Origin of the sequence: Enterobacter sp. SGAir0187, from assembly GCF_002952735.2 — a bacterium.
Lineage (GTDB): Bacteria > Pseudomonadota > Gammaproteobacteria > Enterobacterales > Enterobacteriaceae > Enterobacter > Enterobacter quasiroggenkampii.
Genome location: NZ_CP025034.2, coordinates 1,411,066 through 1,435,365 on the forward strand (window position 1 = coordinate 1,411,066; position 24,300 = coordinate 1,435,365).

The following is a 24,300-nucleotide window of genomic DNA, read 5'->3' on the forward strand; positions in this document are numbered from 1 at the left end:
TTCCCGCCCATTGCTGCTTAGCTTTCTTCTGGAATAACCATGAACGATGGAACGGACTATCGCGCGATCCTCGCGTCCGATACCCCTTTAATCGACGTTCGCGCGCCGATCGAATTTGCCCAGGGCGCGATGCCAGCGGCAGTCAACCTGCCTTTAATGAATGATGACGAGCGCGCCGCCGTCGGCACCTGTTATAAACGCCAGGGACCGGACGCCGCGCTGGCGCTCGGCCATCGCCTGGTGAGCGGCGACACGCGTGAGGCCCGCATCACCGCCTGGCGCGAAGCCAGCCTTGCCCATCCTGAGGGCTTTCTCTGCTGCGCGCGCGGCGGCCAGCGCTCGCATATCTCGCAGGCCTGGCTGAAAGAGGCGGGTATCGACTACCCGCTGATCCGCGGTGGCTATAAGGCCCTGCGCCAGACGGCAATTCAGGTGACCATTGAGCAGTCGCAAAAGCCGATGGTGCTTATTGGCGGCTGTACCGGGAACGGTAAAACCCTGCTGGTGAAGCAGCATGCACAGGGTATCGATCTGGAAGGACTCGCGCACCATCGTGGCTCGTCATTTGGCCGCACGCTGACGCCGCAGCTTTCCCAGGCCAGCTTTGAAAATCACCTTGCGGTTGAGCTATTGAAAAAAGACGCCGCGCGCTGGGTGCTGGAAGATGAAGGCCGGATGATTGGCTCTAACCACCTGCCAGCCTGCCTGCGCGACCGCATGGTTGAAGCCCCTATCGTGGTGGTAGAGGATCCGTTTGAGATCCGTCTTGAACGCCTGCGCGAAGAGTATTTCGACCATATGTGGGCGGATTTTTCTGCCGCCTACGGCGAGGAAGCAGGCTGGAAAGAATACAGCGAGTACCTGCATCACGGCCTGTTCGCCATTCGTCGCCGCCTGGGGCTGCAGCGCTTTGCGGAATTTACCGCGCTGTTAGATTCCGCGCTGTTGGAACAGCAACGATCTGGCCGCACGGACGCGCACTTCAGCTGGCTTGCGCCGCTCCTGAAGGACTATTACGACCCGATGTACGGCTATCAGCTGGAGAAAAAGGCGGAGAAGATTGTGTATCGCGGGACGTACGAAGAAATTGCTGAGTGGCTTGATCGCTGAAAAATAAAGCCGGGTGGCGGCTACGCCTTACCCGGCCTACGCGTACTGTTGTAGCCCCGGTAAGCGCAGCGCCACCGGGGAACAGACGGCTTAGAAGTCGTAACGCAGACGCACCAGGTTCATGTCGCCCAGGTTGTCGGTGCTGGAAGTGAACACGTGTTCGTAATCCACGCGGAAACCGTAATCCAGCTGGAAGCTGATACCCACGCCGTTGTCGATGCGCTGGTAGTTACGGCCGTTCACGTACTCAATGCGGTCACCCATGAAGTAAGGCTGGATGGATTTAACCGCGTACTGACCGATTGGGAATTTGTAACCTGCGAAGTATTCAATACCCCACGCGTCGCCCGCAAAGTAATCGTTAACAGACACTTTTTTGGTGGTCAGGAAGTTCTGATACCAGCCGCCGCCTGCGGAGAAGGTCCAGTTGTCCGGTGTCCAGCTCAGCGCGGTACCGAGAATGTTCTGGTCGTAGGTTTTGCTGTCGCCGTTGTCCGGGTTACGCATGTCGGCGCGGGTGTAGTTCCACGCGGCGCCCCAGGTCAGGTCGGTAGTCAGGTGGTAATCCAGGCCCAGTGAACCGCCGCCTTTACGCTTGTAGCGCAGGCCGTTGCCCGGCAGGTATTCACTGTCTTCAAACAGGTAGGATGCATAAATATCAGCATCGCCCACGGTTTTCTTATATTTCAGCATCTGGCGTGAACGGTAAGAACCGTCGTAGTCGCCGTTGATCCCGTTACCTGGCGCCTGAGCGATCATGTCGTAGTCCCAGATATCGGTTTTCGCGCCCACCACATCATAGTAAACGCTGTTCTGTTGACCGAAGGTCAGCGTACCCCAGGTGTCGCTCTTCAGACCGGTGTAGAGCATACGACGCGTGGTGTCGTGTGCGCCTTCGGCGTAGTGGTGATCCCAGTTAAACTGCGCAGGAATGTTCACACCCAGCTCGTAGTAGCTTACCCAGCTGATGTCATCAAACAGGTAGTAATCTGCAGCGAAACGGAAACGGGTGCCGCCGTCAAAGCCGTTACGCTTGTAGCTGTTTTTACCGTCGTCGCCGGTCATGTTCTGGAACTGAGGACGAATACTGCCGCCAACGGTGAAGTTCAGGCGGCTCAGCGGGTTACCCGCCTGAGGATCCTGCTTAAGAACGGTGATTTCCGCCTGAGAAGCGAAGGTCGTTAATGCCACTGCCGCGCCGATCGTTGCCGCCAGCGCTGATTTTTTTATAGTCATTATTTTTCCTTAATAGACACGCTGCTAAATATTTAGCGGGTGAATATTAACTGGAAATAATCGGGCTGTGTGGTTGGGTTTTTAATGTTTTGTGCTACTAAATGAGTGGGTATTATCACTTTGTGCTATTTAAACACTACGCACCGGCATAAAAATCCGGTGCGTAATTATCACCATGCTAAATCAACTGGCAAACTGACGGAACAGGGCTTTGCCCTTTAACAGCCGCGTGCCGAGCCAGCCTCCGCAGAGAGAAAGCAGCGCAGCGCCACAGAGAGGCAGAGTCAACCAGAGGCGCCAGTCAGGCTCCCACGGGAAGTCGAAGACCTTTGTCTGCAGCACCGCCAGCGCCGTCTCTGCGCCAATGGCGGCCACCAGACCGGCCACCAGCCCCAGCAGCGCAAATTCGCTCCAGAGCGTCATCCGCAGCAGCCGCTTTCCGGCCCCCAGCGTGCGGTAGACCACCAGCTCCTGATGGCGCTGGCGCATGCCCACCTGCACCTGGGCCAGCAGCAACAGCACGCCGCAGATCGTCACCAGCACCACCATGACCTCCAGCGCGCGGCTCACCTGCTCCAGTACCTGCCCCACCTGCTTCAGGATCGCCCCAATATCCAGCAGGCTGACCGTCGGAAACTCCCGGTTTAGCTGGGTCAGCATGCCGTTGCCGTTTTCCCAGCGGAAGCTGGTCAGCCAGCTCTGGGGCTGCCCGTCCAGCGCCCCCCGCGGGAAGATAAAGAAGAAGTTGGGCCGCAGGCTTTCCCAGTCCACTTTACGCAGGCTGGTGACTTTCGCGGTGAAATCCTGGGTATCGCCGGTGAAGGTGACGCTGTCTCCCAGCTTCACGTTCAGGCGCGTCGCCAGTCCCTCCTCCATCGACACCTCTCCCGCTTTTGGCGGCCAGGTGCCGGCGGTTATCGGGTTGTGGTCAGGGCGTTTCTCCTGCCAGGTGAGGTTCAGCTCGCGGTTCAGCGACTCGTCCTTGTTCCCCTCCGTTGGCTGCCCGTTGATCTGCGTCAGACGCGCGCGAACGATGGGATAGAACGACTCGGGGATGATGTGATGTTCCGCCAGGAAACCCTTCAGCGTCGTAACCTGCTCAGGGGCGATATTGATCAGGAAATAGTTCGGGCTTTCCGGCGGAAGCTGCTGCTGCCAGCGATCGAGCAGATCGCCGCGCAGCACCAGCAGCAGTGCCAGCAGCATAAACGACAGCGAGAACGCCGACAGCTGGCTGAGCGTAGACCAGGGCTGGTGCAGCAGACGGTTGACCGCCAGGCGCACGGGCAGGGATTTTACCGTCACCCTTTTCAGGAGGTAAAGCAGTATCCAGCCCAGCACGCCGCACAGCAGCGCCAGCACAACCGCCCCGGCCAGCACCGCCCACAGCAGCGTGCTGCCCCCCATCAACCACGCCAGCAGCCCTACCGCCACCGCAATAATCACCGGAAGGTAGAACTTCAGCGGCCAGACGTTCGCCACCACATCGTTACGGAGCACGCGTAGCGGCTGCGTGGCGAGCAGCAGGCGGTAAGGCCGGAGCCCCACCAGCACCGAGATCACCGTCATCGCGCCCATCGCCCACAGCCACGGCCAGAGGCTGGCCGGTGGCAAGGCGGCCGGGAGCACCGGTTTTAGCATCACCATCAGCAGTTTTTCAAACAGCAGCCCCATTATTCCGCCGGTCAGCGCCGACAGGACCAGCAGCATCAGCCACTGGCCGACGATCAGCTTGCGCAGCTGCGCCCTGCCAGCCCCCAGGGTTTTGAGGATCGCCACCAGGTCGTAGCGGCTGCGGCAGTAATGCCCCATCGCCACGGCCACCGCCGCCACCGCCAGCAGCAGGGTCAACAGAGCCGACAGCAGCAGGAACTGCTGAGAGCGCTCCAGAGATTTACCGAGCGCCCCTTCGTCCTGCTCCAGCCCGTACCAGCGGTGTTCCGGTTTGAGCTGCGGCAGAAGCCATTTTTCATATGCGTCAAGCTGGGCAGGCGTGCCGCCAAACTTATAGCGCCAGGTAACGCGGCTGCCCGGCTGTACCGCATGGGTGGCCGCGACATCCGCGGTGTTCATCAGCAGGCGCGGCGCAAGCTGGAACGGGTTAAATCCGCCGTCGGGCTCCTGCACCACTTCCCCGGCAATCCTGAGGGTAGCGTCACCGACGTCGATACTGTCGCCGGGTTTCAGGTTCAGCAGCGCCATCAGACGCGATGCCAGCAGCACCGTACCGGGCGTCGGCTTTAATCCCGGCGGGCGGGTCTGCAAGTCACCGTACATCGGGTAGATATTATCGACGGCCTTGACGCTGGCCAGCTGCGGCGTGTCGCCCGCAAAGGTCATGGTCTGGAAGGTGAGCTGCTCTCCCACCTTCAGCCCTTCTTTGCGCGCTGCTTCAATCCAGCCCGTCGGCACGGGGCGGGAGCTTTCCAGCGCCCTGTCTCCCGCCATAAACTCCCGGCTCTGCTGGCTGAGCCCTTTTTCCATGCGGTCACTGACGCTGCCGAGCGCCAGCACGCAGGCCACCGCCAGGCTGAGCGCCAGCCAGACAATCAGCAGCGAGGGCGAGCGCCACTCGCGCCAGAACCAGCGGGTAATCATGCTTCCTCCTGAAGAACACCGTTGACCAGCCGCAGGCGACGGTCACAGCGTGCGGCGAGCTGCGGATCGTGGGTCACGAGGATCAGCGTAGTGCCGTGCTCGCGGTTGAGCGAAAACAGCAGGTCGGCAATCCGGTCGCCGGTTTTACGGTCAAGGTTACCGGTAGGCTCATCGGCAAACAGCACCTCAGGGCGGCCGTTAAACGCGCGGGCCAGCGCCACGCGCTGCTGCTCACCGCCGGAAAGCTGGGCGGGAAGATGGTCGAGACGTTTACCCAGACCGAGCTGTTCCAGCAGCGCCTTCGCGTGAGCGCGACTTTCACGGCTATTTTCACCGCGCAGCAGCGCCGGGAGCTCGACGTTTTCCTGGGCGTTCAGGGTCGGGATCAGCATAAAGGACTGAAAGACAAAACCAACGTGACGCGCGCGCAGCGCGGCCCGCGCCTCTTCATCAAGCTGATGCAGCGGCTGACCGACAAGGTGGACCTCACCGCTGCTGCCGTCGTCCAGACCGGCTAAAATCGCCAGCAGCGTGGACTTACCGGAACCGGATTCGCCAATCAGCGCAATGGTTTCAGCGCGTTTGACAACGAGTTCAACTCCGGTAAGGATGGAAAGCTCGTGCTCCCCCTGACCGACGGACTTCTTAAGATGATGAACTTCAACACTGTTTTCCGCTGGCATTTGCCCTTCCTGTTTTTGATTCTGATGACTTTCCGCGCGGCGGCAGCGGACACGTTACTGGTTCTCGGCGACAGCCTGAGCGCTGGCTATCGCATGGCGGCCAGCGCGGCCTGGCCCGCTCTGCTTAATGACAAATGGCAGAGCAAAACGGCTGTAATCAACGCCAGCATCAGCGGCGACACCTCGCAGCAGGGGCTGTCGCGCCTGCCTGCGCTGCTCAAACAGCATCAACCACGGTGGGTGCTGGTTGAACTTGGTGGTAATGATGGCCTGCGCGGTTTCCAGCCTCAGCAAACGGAGAATACACTGCGCACCATTTTGCAGGACATCAGGGCGGCAAACGCCCAGCCGCTGCTGATGCAAATTCGCCTGCCCGCCAACTACGGTCGTCGGTATAATGAGGCCTTTAGCGCGATCTACCCCAAGCTTGCCAAAGAGTTTGATATTCCGCTGCTGCCATTTTTCATGGAAGAGGTCTATCTCAAACCCCAGTGGATGCAAGACGACGGGATCCACCCCAATCGCGATGCGCAGCCGTTTATTGCCGACTGGATGGCAACGCGGCTAGCTCCTTTAGTTAAACATGACTCCTGATTAAGCGGAGATCCTGACAGGTAAAGTTATGCAAAAATCGGTCTTAATTACAGGATGTTCCAGCGGAATCGGCCTGGAAAGCGCGCTCGAATTGAAGCGCCAGGGGTTTCGGGTTCTGGCGGCCTGCCGCAAACCCGACGATGTCGAACGCATGAACGGGCTGGGCTTTACCGGCGTGCTGCTGGATATGGACTCACCGGAGAGCGTTGAGCGCGCCGCGGATGAGGTGATCGCACTGACCGGTAATCGTCTGTACGGCCTGTTTAATAATGCCGGCTACGGCGTGTATGGCCCGCTGGACACCCTCTCCCGCGAAACGCTGGAGAAGCAGTTTTCGACCAACTTTTTCGGCGTACATCAGCTCACCATGCGTCTGCTCCCCGCGATGCTGCCGCACGGTGAAGGGCGCATCGTGATGACGTCATCGGTGATGGGACTGATTTCCACCCCGGGCCGCGGCGCCTACGCCGCGAGCAAATATGCGCTGGAGGCCTGGTCCGACGCCCTGCGCATGGAGTTACGCCACAGCGGCATTAAGGTCAGCCTGATTGAACCCGGCCCGATCCGCACCCGCTTTACCGAAAACGTTAACCAGACGCAGGCGGATAAACCGGTCGAAAACCCCGGCATCGCCGCACGTTTTACCCTCGGGCCAGAGGCGGTGGTGGCCAAAGTGCGCCATGCTTTTGAGAGTGAACATCCCAAAATGCGCTATCCGGTGACACTGGTCACCCATGCCGTCGGCTGGTTAAAACGCCTGCTGCCGGGCCGGATAATGGACAAAATTTTACACGGTTGAGTTGAAGCGCCGACGCGCATCCCCATGTAAAGAACACACCGACAAAAGAGAAAGCCGCATGTCCGTACAGAATATCGTCAATATCACAGAAGCTAACCTGCAACAGACCCTTGAACAGTCGATGACCAAACCGGTCCTGTTCTACTTCTGGTCTGAACGCAGCCAACACTGTCTGCAGCTGACGCCGGTGCTGGAAAGCCTTGCCGCCCAGTACAACGGTCAGTTCATTCTCGCGAAACTGGATTGTGACGCCGAGCCGATGGTCGCGTCTCAGTTTGGTCTGCGCGCCATTCCTACCGTCTATCTGTTCCAGAACGGCCAGCCTGTTGATGGCTTCCAGGGGCCACAGCCTGAAGAGGCTATCCGCGCCCTGCTGGATAAGGTGCTGCCGCGCGAAGAAGAGCTGAAAGCGCAGGAAGGCATGGCGCTGATGCAGGAAGGCAAATACGACGAGGCGCTGCCGCTGCTCAAAGAGGCGTGGCAGCTGTCAAAACAGAACAGCCAGATTGGCCTGCTGCTGGCGGAGACGCAGATCGCCCTGCACCGCTCAGAAGACGCAGAAGCCGTACTCAAGACCGTTCCGCTACAGGATCAGGACACTCGCTATCAGGGTCTGGTCGCGCAGATTGAGCTGCTGAAACAGGCGGCGGACACCCCGGAAATTCAGCAGCTGCAGCAGCAAGTTGCCGACAACCCGGCCGACGCCGCGCTGGCAAGCCAGCTGGCGCTGCAGCTGCACCAGGTTGGGCGTAACGAAGAGGCGCTGGAGCTGTTGTTCAGCCATCTGCAAAAAGATTTGGCAGCCGCAGACGGTCAGGCGCGTAAGATGTTCCAGGAGATCCTGGCCGCGCTGGGCACCGGAGACGCGCTGGCGTCGAAGTATCGCCGTCAGCTGTACGCGTTGTTATATTGATGCACTTTGCCCGGTGGCGGCTTCGCCTTACCGGGCCTACAAAAGCACGAACCGTAGGCCGGGCAAACGCAGTGCCGCCCGGCACAATCACCGCACCTTTTTCAACTGCGTCACCACCAGCTGGTGGCGCGCGTTGTAGAACTTCCGATAGGTCAGGTAGCAGGCAATGATGGTCGACAGGCTTGCCGTGGAAAGCAGCATAAACGTCACCATGATCTGGTACTTAATCGCTTTTACCGGATCGATACCGGCAAAAATCAGCCCCGACATCATGCCCGGCAGGCTCACCAGCCCCACCGTTTTGGCGGAATCTACCGTTGGGATCAGCGATGAACGAATGCTCTCACGAATCAGCCGCGCCGAGGCCACTTTGGGCGTTGCCCCCAGGCTGAGTTTCTCCTGCAACTGCTGCTGTTCGCTGCTGAATCGCTGGCCAAGGTTGTTATAACAGAGCCCAACGGCCACCATCGCGTTCCCGGCAATCATCCCCGAGATAGGGATAACCTGCATCGGCGTAAACTCAATCGAGCCGGAGAGCACCAGCACCGCCAGGGTGAGCGTCGTTCCGGTGGTAATCGCGATAAACGACGAGATAAACGCTTTATCAATGTATTTACTGCGTTTTTGCGCATTCCAGGCCGCGTTAAAGCAGATAAAGAGCACCATCAGCAGCGTCAGCACCGCGTGGTTAACGTTGAAGATATACTTCAGCACATAGCCGACGATGATGAGCTGAATCACCGCGCGGCAGATACTCCATACGATATCTTTTTCCAGCCCCAGCTTTTCGCGGTAGCTGACCACAATCGCAATCAGCACCAGCACCATCGAAAAGGCCAGCGATTCATTGGTAATGTTGTGTTCACCCACGGTTTGCCTCCTGCATTTTTCCGCCGTGCGGCTGGAGCGTGATGACGTCATCCGCATGGGCAATTTCATTTGAGTCGTGCGTCACCCATAGCACGGCAATGTTCTGCTCCCGAGCGTAACGATGAATAATTTCGTTGACGTTGCGTTTGTTGGCGTCATCGAGCGCGCTGGTGATCTCGTCGAGCAGCAGTACCTTCGGCAGGAACTGCAGATTACGGATCAGCGAGACCCGCTGCTTTTCGCCGCCTGAGAGTTCATTGATGGATTTGGTCAGCGTCTCCTTCGCCAGGCCAAAGCGGGCGAGATCGCTGAGAAATTTTTCCGGCTCCGGCGTTCTATTGCGGATTTGCCACGGGAAAATCAGGTTGTCATAAACCGTCTCACCAAAAAGCGTAGGGGTTTGTACGCAATACGAGACCTGCTGGCGATAGCTTTCCGGCGAGAGCGTGGCGATATCTTGCCCTTCAAAAATCACCGCACCCGATGTTGGGCTCAGGAGCGAGGCCACGATCTTAAAAAGCGTGCTTTTACCGCAGCCTGACGGCCCGGTAATAAGCTTAAATTCGCCAGGTGAAAGGCAAAAATCGACGTGCTGAAGAATAGTGTTATTCCCCACACGCAAGCCGACATCCTTAATCTGCAAAAGCCTGGTTTTATTGTTCATCGTACTCCCTGCCGTTATCTTTATTACTACAGCGCCTGGCATAATCCTTTATACTTACCGACAACAAACATGTCATTCCCCCCCACAGCATGCAAAACAGGAGGTTTTAATGCTTATCGTTGTTCCTGTCCTTATTTTCGTTGCGCTGGTTATCGTGGGTGCTGGCGTCAAAATTGTCCCTCAGGGTTACCAGTGGACCGTTGAGCGTTTCGGTCGCTACACCAACACGCTGCAGCCCGGCTTAAGCCTGATCGTCCCGTTCATGGACAGAATTGGTCGCAAGATCAACATGATGGAGCAGGTGCTGGATATCCCTTCTCAGGAAGTGATCTCGAAAGATAACGCCAACGTCACCATTGATGCCGTCTGCTTTATTCAGGTCATTGATGCCCCGAAAGCGGCGTATGAGGTGAGCAACCTGGAGCTGGCGATCGTCAACCTGACGATGACCAACATCCGTACCGTGCTTGGCTCGATGGAGCTGGACGAAATGCTCTCCCAGCGCGACAGCATCAACACTCGCCTGCTGCACATTGTCGATGAGGCCACCAACCCGTGGGGGATCAAGGTCACCCGCATCGAGATCCGCGATGTGCGTCCACCGGCGGAGCTGATCGCTTCCATGAACGCCCAGATGAAAGCCGAGCGAACCAAGCGCGCCTATATTCTTGAAGCCGAAGGGGTGCGTCAAGCGGAAATCCTGAAAGCGGAAGGGGAAAAGCAGTCTCAGATCCTGAAAGCGGAAGGCGATCGTCAGTCCGCGTTCTTGCAGGCGGAAGCGCGTGAACGTTCCGCCGAAGCGGAAGCCCGCGCCACCCAGATGGTGTCTGAGGCCATTGCCGCCGGTGATATTCAGGCCGTGAACTATTTTGTCGCGCAGAAATATACCGACGCGCTGAAAGAGATCGGCTCCGCGAACAACAGCAAAGTGGTGATGATGCCGCTGGATGCCAGCAGCCTGATGGGCTCTATCGCGGGCATAGCCGAACTGATCAAGGACAGCGGAAACGAGCGTAAAAAATGATTGAGCTGATCGTTGCACATCCTCATGCCTTCTGGCTAAGCCTCGGCGGCTTATTGCTGGCGGCGGAGATGCTGGGCGGCAACGGCTACCTGCTCTGGAGCGGCGTTGCCGCCGTCATTACCGGTCTTCTGGTCTGGATCCTTCCCCTGGACTGGGCGTGGCAGGGCGCGCTGTTTGCCGTGCTAACGCTGGTGGCCGCCTGGCTGTGGTGGCGCTGGCTTAACCGGCAGGTTAACGAGCAGAAACCGGTCGACGCCCACCTTAACCAGCGCGGACAGCAGATTGTCGGCAAGCGTTTTACCCTCGACAGCGCGCTGGTAAACGGGCGCGGGCACATGCGGGTGGGCGACAGCTCGTGGCCGGTGGTGGCCGACGACGACCTCAGCGCCGGCACGCGGGTTGAGGTCGTCGCGGTGGAAGGCATTACCCTGCGGGTCAAAGCCTGCTAAGCGTGGGTTTTGCGGTGGCAGCAGCCGGCAAGGTTATCGATAATCGGGCAGTCGGCGCTGTCATCACCCGGACAGGACGCCGCGAGCTGCAGCAGCTGTTCGCGCATCGCCTGTAGCTCGACGATATGGCGTTCAATTTCGGCCACCTTTTCCAGCGTGCGTTTTTTCACGTCGGCGCTGTGACGCTTTGGATCGTTGAACAGGTTAACCAGCTCGCCGCACTCTTCCAGATTAAAACCGACCTGTCTTGCCTGGCGCAGCAGCGTCAGTTCATCCAGATGCAGCTGCGTGTAGCTGCGGTAGCCGTTTTCACTGCGCAGCGGTGGCGTTACCAGCCCCTTCTCTTCATAAAAGCGGATCGCCTTGCTGGTTAAGCCGGTTTTTTTTGCCACGTCACTGATATTCACATTTCCCCCTTGACCTTCCCCTTGATGGAAGGTTTAACCTTCATAACAGTTAGCGAAAAGCGTTACTCCGGTCAACAACTGACCAATATATTATACGGGAGTTTTGTTATGTCTCACACTATCGACCTGACGCTGGACGGCCTCTCCTGCGGCCACTGCGTCAAACGTGTTAAAGAAAGCCTGGAACAGCGTCCTGACGTTGAAAGCGCTGACGTGACTATCGATCATGCCGCCGTGACCGGCAGCGCCAGCGCGGATGCGCTGATTGATACCATCAAGCAGGCCGGTTACGGGGCGGAGTTAAGCCACCCAAAGGCTAAACCGCTGGCAGAGTCATCATCCCCGTCGGAAGCACTGACAGCGGCCACTCCTGAGCTTCCGGCAGCGGATGATATTGATGACAGCCAACAGCTGCTGATCAACGGCATGAGCTGCGCCAGCTGCGTCTCCCGGGTACAAAACGCCCTGCAGGCGGTACCGGGTGTCGCGCAGGCACGGGTCAATCTTGCGGAGCGTACTGCGCTGGTAATGGGCAGCGCCTCCGCCGCAGAGTTAGTGCAGGCCGTTGAGAAAGCGGGCTACGGCGCGGAGGCCATCGAAGATGATGCCGAACGCCGCGAGCGCCAGCAGGAAACGGCTATCGCCACCATGAAGCGCTTCCGCTGGCAGGCGATTGTCGCCCTGCTGGTCGGTATTCCGGTGATGGTGTGGGGCATGCTCGGCGACAACATGATGGTCACCGACGACAACCGCACGCTGTGGCTGGTGATTGGTCTGATTACCCTTGCGGTGATGGTGTTTGCAGGCGGACATTTCTATACCAGTGCCTGGAAGAGCCTGAAAAATCGCACCGCGACGATGGATACCCTGGTCGCCCTCGGGACCGGCGCGGCGTGGCTCTATTCGATGAGCGTGAACGTCTGGCCCCAGTGGTTCCCGATGGAAGCGCGGCATCTCTATTACGAAGCGAGCGCGATGATTATCGGCCTGATTAACTTAGGCCATATGCTGGAAGCCCGCGCCCGCCAGCGCTCCTCGAAAGCGCTCGAAAGATTGCTCGATTTAACCCCACCGACGGCCCGCGTGGTCACGGACGAAGGGGAAAAAAGCGTCCCGCTGGCGGAAGTTCAGCCCGGCATGACGCTGCGTCTGACTACCGGCGACCGGGTTCCCGTTGACGGCAAGATAACTCAGGGCGAAGCCTGGCTGGATGAAGCGATGCTGACCGGGGAGCCTATCCCTCAGCAGAAATCAGACGGCGACGCCGTGCATGCCGGTACGGTCGTGCAGGACGGCAGCGTGCTGTTCACCGCCAGCGCCGTCGGTAGCCACACGACGCTGTCGCGTATTATTCGCATGGTGCGCCAGGCGCAGAGCAGCAAGCCGGAAATTGGCCAGCTTGCTGATAAAATCTCGGCCATTTTTGTGCCGGTGGTGGTCGGCATTGCCCTGCTGAGTGCGGCGATCTGGTACTTCTTCGGCCCCGCGCCGCAGATTGTTTATACCCTGGTGATCGCCACCACGGTGCTGATCATCGCCTGCCCTTGTGCCCTTGGTCTGGCGACGCCAATGTCGATTATCTCCGGCGTAGGCCGCGCGGCCGAATTTGGCGTGCTGGTGCGGGATGCGGACGCGCTGCAGCGGGCCAGCACCCTGGACACGCTGGTGTTTGATAAAACCGGTACGCTGACCGAAGGTAAACCGCAGGTAGTCGCCGTCCGCACCGTGGGCATTTCGGAAGAGGATGCACTGCGTCTCGCCGCCGCGCTGGAGCAAGGCTCCAGCCATCCGCTGGCGCGCGCCATTCTCGATAAAGCCAATGCATCTGCCCTGCCGCAGGTGAGCAACTTCCGCACCCTGCGCGGACTCGGCGTGAGCGGTGAAGCAGAAGGCCACACGCTGCTGCTTGGCAACCAGGCATTGCTCAATGAAAACGGCATTGATACCGCCGCGCTGGAAAGTGAGCTGAAGGCGCAGGCGTCACAGGGCGCCACCCCGGTTCTGCTGGCGGTGGATGGCAAAGCCGCCGCGCTGCTGGCCGTGCGCGATCCGCTTCGCCAGGACAGCGTGGATGCCTTACAGCGCCTGCACCGTGCGGGCTATCGTCTGGTGATGCTGACCGGGGATAACCCGACCACCGCCAACGCCATCGCGAAAGAAGCCGGTATTGATGAGGTGATTGCGGGCGTACTGCCGGACGGCAAAGCGGACGCCATTAAAAACCTGCAACGTCAGGGCCGTCAGGTGGCGATGGTCGGCGACGGCATCAACGATGCCCCGGCGCTGGCCCAGGCGGATGTGGGGATCGCAATGGGCGGCGGCAGCGACGTAGCCATCGAAACCGCGGCCATCACGCTGATGCGCCACAGCCTGATGGGCGTGGCCGATGCGCTAGCCATTTCGAAAGCTACGCTGCGCAACATGAAGCAGAACCTGCTGGGGGCGTTTATCTACAACTCGCTCGGCATCCCGATTGCTGCCGGCATTTTGTGGCCGCTGACCGGCACGCTGCTTAATCCGGTCGTCGCGGGTGCGGCGATGGCGCTCTCCTCCATCACCGTGGTCAGCAACGCCAACCGGCTGTTGCGGTTTAAACCGAAGGATTGAACCTTGTACCCGTACGCGCTAGCATGAACCTTTCCGTTTATGGAGCGCGTATGGGTCTGTTTCATCGTATAAAAACATCGTTTCGCGCCCTTTTCCCTCGCCGTTACGCCTGGCCCGGTCTGGATATTTCGCTTCCCGGCGGGCAACATCTGCACCTGGTTGGCAGCATCCATATGGGCACACAGGATATGTCTCCCCTGCCACCCGGCCTGATTAAACTGCTAAAACACGCCGATGCGCTGGTCGTTGAGGCGGACATTTCGGGTCAGGAGTCACCGTTTGCCGGGCTCGAGAGCGATCTCACACTGGCGGAGCGCCTGGATGAAGCCCAGCTTGCGGAACTGACGCGCGTCGCCGAGGAAACCGGCGTCTCGCTCTCCATGATTGACACCCTCCCGCTCTGGCAAATCGCGATGGTATTGCAGGCTACGCAGGCGCAGCGTCTGGGCCTGCGCGGTGATTACGGCATTGATTACCAGCTGCTGAACGCGGCAAGGGCGCGCAGCCTGCCCATCATCGAGCTGGAAGGAACGGACAGCCAGATTGCGCTCCTGCGACAGCTTCCCGACGACGGTCTGATGCTGCTGGATGATACGCTGACCCACTGGCACACCAACGCGCGCCTGCTGCAGACCATGATTGGCTGGTGGCTGGATGCGCCGCCCGCGGACGGCAGGCTGGCGTTACCGTCGACGTTCAGCGAATCGCTGTATGACGTGCTGATGAACGCGCGCAACAAAGCCTGGCGGCAGACGCTGCATGCGTTACCTGCGGGGCATTACGTGGTGGCGGTTGGGGCGTTACATTTGTACGGAGAAGGGAATTTGCCGTCGCTGTTAAAATAAAAAAATGGCCAATATTTCTATTGGCCCGTCAAAGAGGAATTTCATCGTTTTTATTATGCCGAAGGAGACCTTCGGTTGAGCCGATTGTCGCTCAAAGTGACCATCACTGCCAACATTATTGCGCAAGATGGTGCTATTTTTTAGACAAACGTCAGGCGTATGCTGGCTGCATGATTTGTCTGTCGTAAGAAGGATAGCTATGACTCCCGCCGTTAAATTACTCGAAAAAAACAATATTTCTTTCCGGATCCACACCTACGATCACGATCCGAACGAGACCAACTTTGGTGATGAAGTGGTGCGCAAGCTGGGGCTGAACGCTGACCAGGTTTATAAAACGCTGCTGGTGGCGGTGAACGGCGATATGAAGCACCTCGCCGTCGCGGTGACGCCCGTGGCAGGACAGCTGGATCTGAAGAAAGTCGCCAAAGCGCTGGGGGCAAAGAAGGTGGATATGGCCGATCCGATGGTGGCGCAGCGCACCACGGGCTACCTGGTGGGCGGCATCAGCCCGCTCGGGCAGAAAAAACGCCTGCCGACGCTGATCGATGCCCCTTCACAGGAGTTTGAGACCATCTATATTTCCGGCGGCAAGCGCGGGCTGGATATTGAGCTGGCCGCGGGCGATCTGGCGAAAATGCTGGACGCGAAGTTTGCGGATATTGCGCGACGGGAGTAAAAGAAAAAGCCGGGTGGCGGCTACGAGGTAAAAGCAAAACGGTAACAGGCGTTACCGTTTTTTGTGTTCGCGCCCTCTCCCGGTGGGAGAGGGTTGGGGTGAGGGCATCAGGCCGCACGGCACTACTGCCAGCTCACCTCGCCTTTTGGCTCATAGGCATTCACGTCAATCGGCGAATTCTGCTCGATATACTGTTTCAGCACTTCCGCATCGATAAAGCCGGTGTTCACGTATCCCGGTTTAGTATCAATATGCGGATAGCCGTCGCCGCCGGTAGCGTTAAAGCTTAACGTCGCCAGACGGTAGGTTTTAGCCGGGTCAACCGGTTCGCCTTTGATCTTCAGGTCGTTAAGCTTGCCGTCTTTCGCGACGAAGCTGACGTTAGCAAACTGCGGATAGGCCCCGGAATCCGGCTTCATCTGCGCCACAGCGGTCAGGTACTCAACAACCTCTTTCCCGCTCATGTCGGCATAAACCACCACGTTACCGAACGGCTGCACCTTCAGGACGTCTTTATAGGTGATGTTTCCACCTTCGATGGAATCACGAATGCCGCCGCCGCTCATTACGCCAAAGTCAGCCCCGGTGCGCGCCATTTGCGCCGCGAGCACCAGGTGGCCCATGTTGGTCTGCACGAAGCGAACTTTACTGCGGTCCCCTTCAAGGCGGCCATTGAGCGTGCCAATCTTCACGTCCAGCTGCGCCTTGCCTTTGTTCTGGAACGGCGTCAGCAGGGAGAGCATCTGCTGGTTCTCTGCAATCTCTGGCGTGTAAAGTACGCGCTCACTTTTCCCGTCCGGGTAAGTGACTTTCTTCTTCAGGTTGACCGGGATGAGTTGGTAGTGGACCAGCTTCATCTCGCCGTTACGGAACTCAAAGTCCGCCCGGCCCACGTATTTGCCCCACTCGTGCGCCTGCACAATCCAGATACCGTTTTGACGGTCCGGCGCGCACGGCGTGCCCGGCACGTAGTCCACCTGCTTTTTGTTCTCGGATGCCATACACACCGGATCCTGTGAGTGACCGCCCACAATCATCGCCAGCGAGCCCGTGGGCAGGCTGCGCGCCATCTCGACGTCGCCGGGCGCATTGGAGCCGTGCTCGCCGTTATCGTAGTGGCCCATGTGGGTGGTGGCGATAATCACGTCCGGTTTTTCGTTCTGCTGCAATTCCTGAATCACCAGCTTCGCTTCGTCTGCCGGTTTACGGAATTCGATATCGGTGAAGAACTCAGGGTTGCCAATTTTCGCCGTATCGTCAGTGGTTAGGCCGATGACCGCGATTTTCAGATCCTGACGCTTAAACAGCGCCCAGGGTTTAAACAGGCGTTCGCCGGTGCTTTTCTGATAAACATTGGCGGAGAGGAACGGGAATTTGGCCCATTTTTCCTGCTGACGGAGTACGGTCAGCGGATTATCAAATTCATGGTTACCGACGGCCATCGCGTCGTAGCCAATCAGATTCATGCCGCGAAAGTCGGGTTCGGCGTCCTGCAAATCGGATTCCGGCACGCCGGTATTAATATCACCGCCTGATAGCAACAGTACGCTGCCGCCCTGAGCCGCCACTTCTTTGCGAATGCCATCCACCAGCGTTTTTTGCGCCGACAGGCCATATTCGCCGTATTCACTGCGCCAGAAGTGACCGTGGTGGTCGTTGGTATGCAGAATGGTAATTTTATAGGTTTTGTCTTTTTCATACGCCTGCGCGGGCAGGCTTACCAGCCCCCACGCCGCGATGAGCGCCAGCGCGACGCCCCGCTTCATTAACTTCATCTTCTCTCTCCCTGACCAATAGACAAAGGCAGAAATTACAGTGACTAATAAGAATAGACAAATAAGTTTTCATAATTGCGACTTTCTTCAAATGTCGCAGGCGGGTATGTTAGTCGGATAATAATTACTCCCTGCACTTCTGCTAACAAAACGTGGTATTTATGGCAATCAGTGAATCAACCCAGCCCGTTCCGGGCGCGCCGGCGTCGCGCACCTCCTTTAAAGTCTTAGGGGCAATCAGTCTTTCACACCTGCTCAACGACATGATCCAGTCGTTGATTCTGGCAATTTATCCGCTGCTGCAGTCCGAGTTTTCGTTAACCTTCGTGCAGATCGGGATGATCACCCTGACCTTCCAGCTGGCTTCCTCGCTGCTTCAGCCGGTGGTGGGCTACTGGACGGATAAATACCCGATGCCGTGGTCGCTGCCGATCGGCATGTGCTTTACCCTAAGCGGTCTGGTGCTGCTCGCCATGGCCGGGAGTTTTGAAGCCGTGCTGATCGCCGCCGCGCTGGTGGGTACCGGCTCGTCCGTGTTCCATCCGGAGTCCTCCCGCGTGGCGCGGATGGCGTCCGGTGGTCGTCACGGTCTGGCGCAGTCACTTTTCCAGGTGGGCGGTAACTTTGGTAGCTCTCTCGGCCCGCTGCTGGCCGCGGTGATTATTGCCCCTTACGGTAAAGGCAACGTGGCGTGGTTTGTGCTGGCCGCGCTGCTGGCGATTATCGTGCTGGCGCAGATCAGCCGCTGGTATGCCGCTCAGCATCGCGTCAATAAAGGAAAACCTAAAGCGAAGGTTATCAATCCCCTGCCGCGCAATAAGGTTATCCTGGCGGTGGCCGTCCTGCTGATACTGATTTTCTCGAAATACTTCTATATGGCGAGCATCAGCAGCTATTACACCTTTTATCTGATGCAAAAATTCGGATTATCGGTACAAAACGCGCAGTTCCATCTGTTTGCCTTTCTGTTCGCCGTTGCGGCCGGTACGGTCATTGGCGGGCCTGTGGGGGATAAGATTGGGCGTAAATATGTCATTTGGGGCTCTATCCTCGGCGTGGCGCCCTTTACCCTCATTTTGCCGTACGCCAGCCTTGAATGGACGGGAATTTTAACCGTGATTATTGGTTTTATCCTCGCTTCCGCGTTTTCCGCCATTCTGGTCTATGCTCAGGAGCTGCTGCCTGGCCGTATCGGTATGGTTTCCGGACTCTTTTTCGGTTTTGCCTTCGGCATGGGCGGGCTGGGTGCAGCGGTGTTAGGGATGGTTGCGGATCACACCAGCATCTTCCTGGTTTATAAAATCTGCGCTTTCCTGCCACTTCTTGGGATGTTGACCATATTCCTGCCTGATAACCGCCACAAAGCGTGAATTACGGGCAGCCAAAGTGTGACGTTGGCTGCCTGACACCCTGATGCCATAAGGGTTTCTTCTTTCTCCTCTCGCTGAATTTATCAAAATGCGCTTTTTTACGCGCATATTGCTGTTTTATTCAAACTTCAACAATTATTCATAAACATAAGAGTAAAAATTGTCATAAACTATTACTCGGTTTTTTGGTTTTTCACCAAAAAGGAACACCCACAACGAAAGGAGACGGAATGCACCACGCCACACCGCTTATCACCACCATTGTTGGTGGACTTGTGCTCGCTTTTATCCTCGGCATGATTGCCAATAAACTGCGTATTTCTCCTCTTGTCGGCTATCTGCTGGCAGGTGTGCTGGCGGGACCGTTCACGCCAGGTTTCGTTGCGGATACCAAACTGGCCCCTGAACTGGCGGAATTGGGCGTGATTCTGCTGATGTTTGGCGTCGGTCTGCACTTTTCCCTGAAGGATTTGATGGCGGTAAAGTCGATTGCCATACCGGGAGCGATCGCCCAGATAGGGGTGGCGACGCTGCTTGGGATGGCTCTTTCGGCCGTGCTGGGCTGGTCGTTAATGACCGGCATCGTATTTGGGCTGTGTCTCTCAACCGCCAGTACCGTGGTGCTGCTGCGCGCGCTTGAGGAGAGACAGCTGATTGACAGCCAGCGCGGGCAGATCGCGATTGGCTGGCTGATTGTTGAAGATCTGGTCATGGTCCTGACGCTGGTGCTGCTGCCCGCCGTCGCCGGGATGATGGAAAAAGACAACGTCGGCTTCGCCTCGCTGGCGCTGGATATGAGCATCACCATCGGTAAAGTGGTGGCGTTTATCGCCATCATGATGCTGGTGGGCCGCCGTCTGGTACCGTGGATCATGTCCCGCAGCGCAGCGACCGGCTCCCGCGAGCTGTTTACCCTCTCCGTGCTGGCGCTGGCGCTGGGCATCGCCTTTGGTGCCGTTGAGCTGTTTGATGTCTCCTTTGCCCTGGGCGCGTTCTTCGCCGGGATGGTGCTGAACGAATCCGAGCTGAGCCACCGTGCGGCGCACGATACGCTGCCGCTGCGCGATGCGTTTGCCGTGCTGTTCTTCGTCTCCGTCGGGATGCTGTTCGATCCGCTGGTGCTGATCCAGCAGCCGCTGGCCGTACTGGGCACGCTGGCGATCATTATTTTTGGTAAGTCGCTCGCCGCCTTCTTCCTGGTGCGAATGTTCGGTCACTCCCCGCGGACGGCGCTGACCATTGCCGCCAGCCTGGCGCAGATTGGCGAGTTCGCCTTTATTCTGGCCGGTCTGGGCATGGCCCTGAACCTGCTGCCGCAGGCGGGGCAAAACCTGGTGCTGGCGGGGGCGATCCTGTCGATTATGCTGAACCCGGTCCTGTTTGCCCTGCTGGAAAAATACCTCGACAAAACCGAAACGCTGGAAGAGCAGACGCTGGAAGAGGCCATCGAAGAAGAGAAGCAGATCCCGGTGGATATTTGCAATCACGCCCTGCTGGTCGGCTTTGGCCGCGTGGGCAGCCTGCTCGGCGAGAAGCTGATGGCGCAGGGTATCCCGCTGGTGGTGATTGAAACCTCACGCACCCGCGTCGACGAGCTGCGCGAGCGCGGTATTCGCGCGGTGCTGGGCAATGCGGCGAACGAAGAGATCATGAATCTGGCGCATCTGGACTGCGCCCGCTGGCTGCTGCTCACCATACCCAACGGCTATGAAGCGGGTGAGATAGTGGCTTCCGCGCGCGCGAAGTGCCCAACGATTGAGATTATCGCCCGGGCGCACTATGACGACGAGGTGGAGTACATTACCGAGCGCGGTGCAGATAAGGTGGTGATGGGCGAGCGCGAGATTGCGAATACGATGCTGACGCTGCTGGAGAAACCGCCGGTTGAAGAGGCGGTGACGGGGTAAGTTTGGTGCAGTCTGATGCCCTCACCCTGGCCCTCTCCCACAGGGGTGAGGAATCCCCAGTAATTTTATACCTGAAGCGATGCATGTGACTTCAGGAAAATGAATGGCTTACAGCGATGCCCTGGTCCGGCTGTAAATCGCTGAGGCGTTTCCTGTAGGCCGGGGCGAGGCGCATGGATGCGCCGAGAGGGCGGGCTTTACAGGGACGTTACCTCCGCCCGTCCCCGAAAAGCCGGAAGGAATAAGCCGAAGGCACCGCGAAGCGGCGATTTACCGCCGGGAGCCCGGGTCGCCAGGGCGGTGGCGATTGAGCCGCCCTGGCACGTTCACCGGCCATGTCCTTACAGAGTAGCAAGGAACATAAAGTGAACGGAATGACCACCAGAGCCGTATGTTCCCCCTCACCCCAGCCCTCTCCCTCAAGGGAGAGGGGGTCGTCCGTGCTGGTATTATTTTGTGGGGATTCCTCAGCCCACGGGAAGAGGGAACAAACATTAAAAAAGGCAACTTACGTTGCCTTTTTACATTTACCGATCCCAATACGCCTCTTCGAGGCTGTCTTCCCGTTCCGGCAGGCCACGCGTTAAGCGCGGTGAGTGCTGGTTCAGCACCTGATAGCTTACGCGGTTGGCGTACTTGCACACCTGCGCCAGCGACGAATAGGTCAGCCAGCTGAACTTATGCTTGCTGGAGTTCGGCACGTTGGTTTTGTGGTAGGCATTGGCGGTAATGTCGTGCAGCAGCGCGGCCAGCGCGCCGTCGCCTGCGCCATTGGTGTTCATGATCTTCTCCGGACCGCCCATATATGGCGCGATGTGAGAGTAGATGCGCAGCGGGTTAATGCAATCTTTGTAACGCATGCCGCGGCTGAACTCGTACTGGTTAAACTCGGCAATCGCGCCGGGCAGCAGCGGGTGCTGGGTTTTGCGTTTGCTCTCTTCCTCCGTGAAGCCAGCCATATACAGTCCGACAGGGCCCGCGGTGCAGAGCACCAGATCCACCCAGTCCAGCGCTTTATCGGACGCCAGCAGCGGATCGCTTTCACCGGTCAGCGCTTCGGCCTCCTCTTCGTTCATCGCCAGAATCGAGACGTGCTCTTTCAGGAACGCCTGCCACCACTCTGGGTTATCGGCAATCACGAATTTGGTGCCCAGCGTCAGAACGACCGGCACGTCGTACTTCTTCGCGTACTCAATCGCCTTCATGGTCGCTTCCGGCATCGGCTCGCCCGGCTTGCATCGCACCAGGTAGGAGGTCAGCACCAGCGCCGAGGCGCCCGCAATCACCTCTTCAGGAATGCTTTCCGCGCGCAGCTTGTTCATATGCCCAGGACTGATGGCAAAGGTCCGCTCGCCGGATTCGCCGATCAGCGTAAAGCAGCGGCCAATCGGCCCGTCGACGCCCTGGAGATAGTTCAGATCGGTACGGCTGGAGGTGTTGCACAGGTAGCGATAGGCGTAGCCACCGATTTCGATATTGCTGCACATCACGCCGAGCAGTACCGAACGGTCGTCAGCCAGCACGGAGTAGTTATGCATGGTATTGCCGATGGTACCGCCGGCGAACTGATGGGTAATCAGGTTTTCGCGCACCAGCTCCTGGTACAGCGCTTCGGCAACGTCATCTTCAATCACCAGCGAGTGACCGGCGCTCAGACCGTAACGGGCGACAAACGCATCATCCACTTTCGCTTCAATGTCCACCAGCGTCTGGTCGATACCGACGACCCACGCCGCGCTGGTTTCATTTTCTGGCTGGATTTGCTGCAGGAGCGGATCGCGGGCATCGACGGGGAAGTAGTGTTTGGATTTACGTTTACCGGGAAATTTCATGGTCTGAACTGTACGAAGAATATGGGCCGGGAATGGTAGCACAAACCCGGCCCGGAGTGCGATCAGCGGCTGTTCGTCACCAGTGAGACCATCATGTCGATATGCTCAGGCGAGTCGTTAAGCGCCGGAATGTACTCGTACTTTTCGCCGCCAGCCTCCAGGAAAAATTCCCGGTTTTGCACCGCGATCTCCTCCAGCGTTTCCAGACAGTCGGCCGAGAAGCCCGGCGACATCACCTGAATGTGCTTCACGCCCTTCTCACCCAGCATTTTGAGGGTTTCATCGGTGTACGGCGTCAGCCACGGCTCGCGGCCGAAGCGCGACTGGAAGGTCATCATCACCTTCTCCGGCGGCAGGCCAAGGGCGGAGACCAGCTCGCGCGTGGTATCGCGGCAGCGCTGCGGGTAATCATCCCCTTCATTGGCGAATCGCTGTGGGATACCGTGATAGGAGAGCAGCAGCAGATCCGGCTCGCCGTGCTTTTCAAACGACGCGCGCGCGCTGTTGGCAAGCGCCTTGATGTACAGCTCGTTATCCGCGTAGTCGCGAATAAAGGTCACGCCCGGAATGCGGCGGCGGGTCGCCAGAATGCGCGCCAGCTCGTCCCAGACGGCGGCCACCGTCGAGCAGGAGTACTGCGGGTAGAGCGCCAGCACGACGATATGGTCCACGCCCTGCGCCAGCAGGGATTCTACCGCGCTTTCCAGAGAGGGTTTGCCGTAGCTCATGCCGAGCGCGACAGGCATCTCCGGCAGGCGGGCGGCCAGCGCTTTTTCCTGGCGACGGCTGTAAACCATCAGCGGCGAGCCCTCTTCCATCCACACGGACTGATAAAGTTTGGCGACGCGCGGAGAACGAATCGGCAGAATGACGCCACGCAGCAGCGGCCACCACAGCAGTCGCGGAAAATCCACGACGCGCGTGTCGCTTAAAAATTGTCGCAGGTAGCGTTTTACCGCGTCTGATGTAGGTGCTTCTGGAGTGCCCAGATTGGCAAGCAGGATGCCGGTTTTCGCCTGACTCATTCACGCCTCTTAACCATTTGAATGGTTGTCAATTGTAGCGGAAATGCGTTTAAACGGAACCCATTGCTGCAATAGGTAAGATGAGAATATTTCTCACCCGGAGGGCCCGGGTGAGAGAAGTGCAATTAGCCGAGGATTTTTTCCAGCTCTGCACGTACGTCAGCCACGGCTTTGGTGCCGTCGACTTTGGCGTATTTGGTGTTACCCGCCTGCGCTTCTTTGGTGTAGTAGCCGATCAGCGGCGCGGTCATCTGATGGTATTCCACCAGGCGCTTGCGCACGGTCTCTTCCTGATCGTCTTTACGGGTGGTCAGCTCTTCGCCAGTCACGTCGTCTTTGCCTTCAACCTTAGGCGGGTTGAATTTGATGTGGTAAACGCGGCCAGAGGCTGCGTGTACGCGACGACCAACGATGCGGTCAACGATCAGCTCGTCCGGTACGTCGAACTCCAGAACGTAGTCCACGTTGATGCCCGCTTCTTTCATGGCGTCAGCCTGAGGAATGGTGCGTGGGAAACCGTCCAGCAGGAAACCGTTACGGCAGTCTTCCTGAGCAATGCGCTCTTTGACCAGAGCAATCACCAGCTCGTCGGTCACCAGCTTGCCTGCGTCCATGATGTCTTTCGCCTGTTTACCCAGCTCGGAGCCAGATTTAACAGCGGCGCGCAGCATATCACCGGTGGAGATTTGCGGAATACCGTATTTCTCCATGATGAACTGAGCCTGAGTTCCTTTACCCGCGCCCGGAGCGCCAAGCAGAATAATACGCATTGCGAAAATCCCCTCAAAAGTCGTTTCAATTTTTCAAAAGCGCTAAACAATACCACCAGAACGGGCATCGCTCAAGGAAGGCAGGAAGGCTGAAACGGTTAATGGGGGGAGATAATTTGGGATAGTGCGGTCTGGTGCCCTCA

21 protein-coding genes are annotated in these 24,300 nt (G+C 58.2%); 11 read left to right on the plus strand and 10 right to left on the minus strand.

Annotation, left to right across the window (positions count from 1 at the left end; genetic code table 11):
- The first annotated feature begins 39 nt into the window (after positions 1–39).
- Complete coding sequence (gene mnmH / locus CWR52_RS06855; RefSeq protein WP_104949225.1) at positions 40–1,110, plus strand: tRNA 2-selenouridine(34) synthase MnmH; 1,071 nt, start codon at positions 40–42, stop codon at positions 1,108–1,110.
- A 90-nt stretch (positions 1,111–1,200) separates the two neighbouring features.
- On the opposite strand, the gene CWR52_RS06860 is transcribed toward mnmH, so the two are convergent.
- The 3 genes from CWR52_RS06860 to ybbA form a co-directional block, all read right to left on the minus strand.
- Positions 1,201–2,346 (minus strand): porin, encoded by a 1,146-nt coding sequence (locus tag CWR52_RS06860; RefSeq protein ID WP_104949226.1) that lies wholly within the window; start codon positions 2,344–2,346, stop codon positions 1,201–1,203.
- 183 nt (positions 2,347–2,529) lie between these two features.
- Positions 2,530–4,944, minus strand: coding sequence for a putative ABC transporter permease subunit YbbP (gene ybbP, locus CWR52_RS06865; protein WP_104949227.1), 2,415 nt, complete (start codon positions 4,942–4,944; stop codon positions 2,530–2,532).
- Positions 4,941–5,627, minus strand: coding sequence for a putative ABC transporter ATP-binding protein YbbA (gene ybbA, locus CWR52_RS06870; RefSeq protein WP_104949228.1), 687 nt, complete (start codon positions 5,625–5,627; stop codon positions 4,941–4,943). Before ybbA ends, ybbP begins: the two co-directional genes overlap by 4 nt.
- On the opposite strand from ybbA, the gene tesA reads away from it, so the two are divergent.
- The 3 genes from tesA to CWR52_RS06885 are packed head-to-tail and all read left to right on the plus strand — an operon-like array spanning position 5,598 to position 7,933.
- Positions 5,598–6,221 (plus strand): multifunctional acyl-CoA thioesterase I/protease I/lysophospholipase L1, encoded by a 624-nt coding sequence (gene tesA, locus CWR52_RS06875; RefSeq protein WP_028015818.1) that lies wholly within the window; start codon positions 5,598–5,600, stop codon positions 6,219–6,221. The two genes, ybbA and tesA, sit on opposite strands and share 30 nt — an antisense overlap.
- 28 nt (positions 6,222–6,249) lie before the next feature.
- On the plus strand, positions 6,250–7,020 hold the full coding sequence (locus CWR52_RS06880; RefSeq protein WP_023617270.1) for an SDR family oxidoreductase: 771 nt from the start codon (positions 6,250–6,252) through the stop codon (positions 7,018–7,020).
- Between the two features lie 58 nt (positions 7,021–7,078).
- Positions 7,079–7,933 (plus strand): co-chaperone YbbN, encoded by an 855-nt coding sequence (locus CWR52_RS06885; protein ID WP_023293125.1) that lies wholly within the window; start codon positions 7,079–7,081, stop codon positions 7,931–7,933.
- A gap of 87 nt (positions 7,934–8,020) precedes the next feature.
- Here CWR52_RS06885 and fetB read toward each other — a convergent pair whose 3' ends face one another.
- Together fetB and fetA are read right to left on the minus strand one after the other, a co-directional pair.
- The gene (gene fetB, locus CWR52_RS06890) at positions 8,021–8,803 is read right to left on the minus strand and encodes an iron efflux ABC transporter permease subunit FetB (protein ID WP_104949229.1); all 783 of its coding nucleotides are present in this window, start codon (positions 8,801–8,803) and stop codon (positions 8,021–8,023) included.
- The gene (gene fetA, locus CWR52_RS06895) at positions 8,796–9,467 is read right to left on the minus strand and encodes an iron efflux ABC transporter ATP-binding subunit FetA (protein WP_104949230.1); all 672 of its coding nucleotides are present in this window, start codon (positions 9,465–9,467) and stop codon (positions 8,796–8,798) included. The genes fetB and fetA overlap by 8 nt, the downstream gene beginning before the upstream one ends.
- A gap of 109 nt (positions 9,468–9,576) precedes the next feature.
- Between fetA and CWR52_RS06900 the strand changes: the two genes are divergently transcribed.
- Together CWR52_RS06900 and CWR52_RS06905 are read left to right on the plus strand one after the other, a co-directional pair.
- Positions 9,577–10,491 carry an SPFH domain-containing protein gene (locus CWR52_RS06900; protein ID WP_008499312.1) on the plus strand — a complete coding sequence of 305 codons (915 nt, stop codon included), beginning with the start codon at positions 9,577–9,579 and terminating at the stop codon, positions 10,489–10,491.
- Positions 10,488–10,940, plus strand: coding sequence for an NfeD family protein (locus CWR52_RS06905; RefSeq protein ID WP_104949231.1), 453 nt, complete (start codon positions 10,488–10,490; stop codon positions 10,938–10,940). Before CWR52_RS06900 ends, CWR52_RS06905 begins: the two co-directional genes overlap by 4 nt.
- Here the strand turns inward: CWR52_RS06905 and cueR are convergent.
- Positions 10,937–11,347: a Cu(I)-responsive transcriptional regulator gene (gene cueR / locus CWR52_RS06910; RefSeq protein WP_045909739.1), complete on the minus strand. Its 411-nt coding sequence runs from the start codon at positions 11,345–11,347 to the stop codon at positions 10,937–10,939. The genes CWR52_RS06905 and cueR overlap by 4 nt on opposite strands.
- A gap of 108 nt (positions 11,348–11,455) precedes the next feature.
- Between cueR and copA the strand changes: the two genes are divergently transcribed.
- The 3 genes from copA to ybaK all read left to right on the plus strand — a co-directional run bounded on the left by copA (position 11,456) and on the right by ybaK (position 15,478).
- Positions 11,456–13,954 (plus strand): copper-exporting P-type ATPase CopA, encoded by a 2,499-nt coding sequence (copA, locus tag CWR52_RS06915; protein ID WP_104949232.1) that lies wholly within the window; start codon positions 11,456–11,458, stop codon positions 13,952–13,954.
- A gap of 50 nt (positions 13,955–14,004) precedes the next feature.
- Positions 14,005–14,799 (plus strand): TraB/GumN family protein, encoded by a 795-nt coding sequence (locus CWR52_RS06920; RefSeq protein ID WP_104949233.1) that lies wholly within the window; start codon positions 14,005–14,007, stop codon positions 14,797–14,799.
- Positions 14,800–14,998: 199 nt separating this feature from the next.
- On the plus strand, positions 14,999–15,478 hold the full coding sequence (gene ybaK, locus CWR52_RS06925; protein ID WP_008499307.1) for a Cys-tRNA(Pro)/Cys-tRNA(Cys) deacylase YbaK: 480 nt from the start codon (positions 14,999–15,001) through the stop codon (positions 15,476–15,478).
- A 122-nt stretch (positions 15,479–15,600) separates the two neighbouring features.
- On the opposite strand, the gene ushA is transcribed toward ybaK, so the two are convergent.
- Positions 15,601–17,253 (minus strand): bifunctional UDP-sugar hydrolase/5'-nucleotidase UshA, encoded by a 1,653-nt coding sequence (gene ushA / locus CWR52_RS06930; protein ID WP_104949234.1) that lies wholly within the window; start codon positions 17,251–17,253, stop codon positions 15,601–15,603.
- A 161-nt stretch (positions 17,254–17,414) separates the two neighbouring features.
- Here ushA and CWR52_RS06935 point away from each other — a divergent pair, with 161 nt between their 5' ends.
- Entirely contained in the window at positions 17,415–18,623 is a 1,209-nt protein-coding gene (locus CWR52_RS06935) for an MFS transporter (RefSeq protein ID WP_104949235.1), read from the plus strand.
- A gap of 230 nt (positions 18,624–18,853) precedes the next feature.
- On the plus strand, positions 18,854–20,530 hold the full coding sequence (ybaL, locus tag CWR52_RS06940) for a YbaL family putative K(+) efflux transporter (RefSeq protein ID WP_045909744.1): 1,677 nt from the start codon (positions 18,854–18,856) through the stop codon (positions 20,528–20,530).
- A 527-nt stretch (positions 20,531–21,057) separates the two neighbouring features.
- Here the strand turns inward: ybaL and CWR52_RS06945 are convergent.
- The 3 genes from CWR52_RS06945 to adk form a co-directional block, all read right to left on the minus strand.
- The gene (locus tag CWR52_RS06945; RefSeq protein WP_045909745.1) at positions 21,058–22,362 is read right to left on the minus strand and encodes an inosine/guanosine kinase; all 1,305 of its coding nucleotides are present in this window, start codon (positions 22,360–22,362) and stop codon (positions 21,058–21,060) included.
- 62 nt (positions 22,363–22,424) lie between these two features.
- Positions 22,425–23,387, minus strand: a complete 963-nt coding sequence (gene hemH / locus CWR52_RS06950; protein ID WP_045909746.1) for a ferrochelatase — start codon at positions 23,385–23,387, stop codon at positions 22,425–22,427.
- Between the two features lie 125 nt (positions 23,388–23,512).
- Positions 23,513–24,157 carry an adenylate kinase gene (gene adk / locus CWR52_RS06955; RefSeq protein WP_006809841.1) on the minus strand — a complete coding sequence of 215 codons (645 nt, stop codon included), beginning with the start codon at positions 24,155–24,157 and terminating at the stop codon, positions 23,513–23,515.
- Positions 24,158–24,300: the final 143 nt, after the last annotated feature.

What these genes read in the sequence shown, in the direction of transcription:
- CWR52_RS06920 (WP_104949233.1), top strand. Translation starts at nt 14,005, where the DNA reads ATGGGTCTGTTTCATCGTATAAAAACATCGTTTCGCGCCCTTTTCCCT.
- adk (WP_006809841.1), bottom strand. Translation starts at nt 24,157, where the DNA reads ATGCGTATTATTCTGCTTGGCGCTCCGGGCGCGGGTAAAGGAACTCAG.
- ybbP (WP_104949227.1), bottom strand. Translation starts at nt 4,944, where the DNA reads ATGATTACCCGCTGGTTCTGGCGCGAGTGGCGCTCGCCCTCGCTGCTG.
- mnmH (WP_104949225.1), top strand. Translation starts at nt 40, where the DNA reads ATGAACGATGGAACGGACTATCGCGCGATCCTCGCGTCCGATACCCCT.
- CWR52_RS06885 (WP_023293125.1), top strand. Translation starts at nt 7,079, where the DNA reads ATGTCCGTACAGAATATCGTCAATATCACAGAAGCTAACCTGCAACAG.
- CWR52_RS06860 (WP_104949226.1), bottom strand. Translation starts at nt 2,346, where the DNA reads ATGACTATAAAAAAATCAGCGCTGGCGGCAACGATCGGCGCGGCAGTG.
- ybaL (WP_045909744.1), top strand. Translation starts at nt 18,854, where the DNA reads ATGCACCACGCCACACCGCTTATCACCACCATTGTTGGTGGACTTGTG.
- hemH (WP_045909746.1), bottom strand. Translation starts at nt 23,387, where the DNA reads ATGAGTCAGGCGAAAACCGGCATCCTGCTTGCCAATCTGGGCACTCCA.
- CWR52_RS06880 (WP_023617270.1), top strand. Translation starts at nt 6,250, where the DNA reads ATGCAAAAATCGGTCTTAATTACAGGATGTTCCAGCGGAATCGGCCTG.
- CWR52_RS06945 (WP_045909745.1), bottom strand. Translation starts at nt 22,362, where the DNA reads ATGAAATTTCCCGGTAAACGTAAATCCAAACACTACTTCCCCGTCGAT.
- CWR52_RS06935 (WP_104949235.1), top strand. Translation starts at nt 17,415, where the DNA reads ATGGCAATCAGTGAATCAACCCAGCCCGTTCCGGGCGCGCCGGCGTCG.
- tesA (WP_028015818.1), top strand. Translation starts at nt 5,598, where the DNA reads ATGAACTTCAACACTGTTTTCCGCTGGCATTTGCCCTTCCTGTTTTTG.
- fetA (WP_104949230.1), bottom strand. Translation starts at nt 9,467, where the DNA reads ATGAACAATAAAACCAGGCTTTTGCAGATTAAGGATGTCGGCTTGCGT.
- copA (WP_104949232.1), top strand. Translation starts at nt 11,456, where the DNA reads ATGTCTCACACTATCGACCTGACGCTGGACGGCCTCTCCTGCGGCCAC.
- CWR52_RS06905 (WP_104949231.1), top strand. Translation starts at nt 10,488, where the DNA reads ATGATTGAGCTGATCGTTGCACATCCTCATGCCTTCTGGCTAAGCCTC.
- CWR52_RS06900 (WP_008499312.1), top strand. Translation starts at nt 9,577, where the DNA reads ATGCTTATCGTTGTTCCTGTCCTTATTTTCGTTGCGCTGGTTATCGTG.
- ybbA (WP_104949228.1), bottom strand. Translation starts at nt 5,627, where the DNA reads ATGCCAGCGGAAAACAGTGTTGAAGTTCATCATCTTAAGAAGTCCGTC.
- ybaK (WP_008499307.1), top strand. Translation starts at nt 14,999, where the DNA reads ATGACTCCCGCCGTTAAATTACTCGAAAAAAACAATATTTCTTTCCGG.
- ushA (WP_104949234.1), bottom strand. Translation starts at nt 17,253, where the DNA reads ATGAAGTTAATGAAGCGGGGCGTCGCGCTGGCGCTCATCGCGGCGTGG.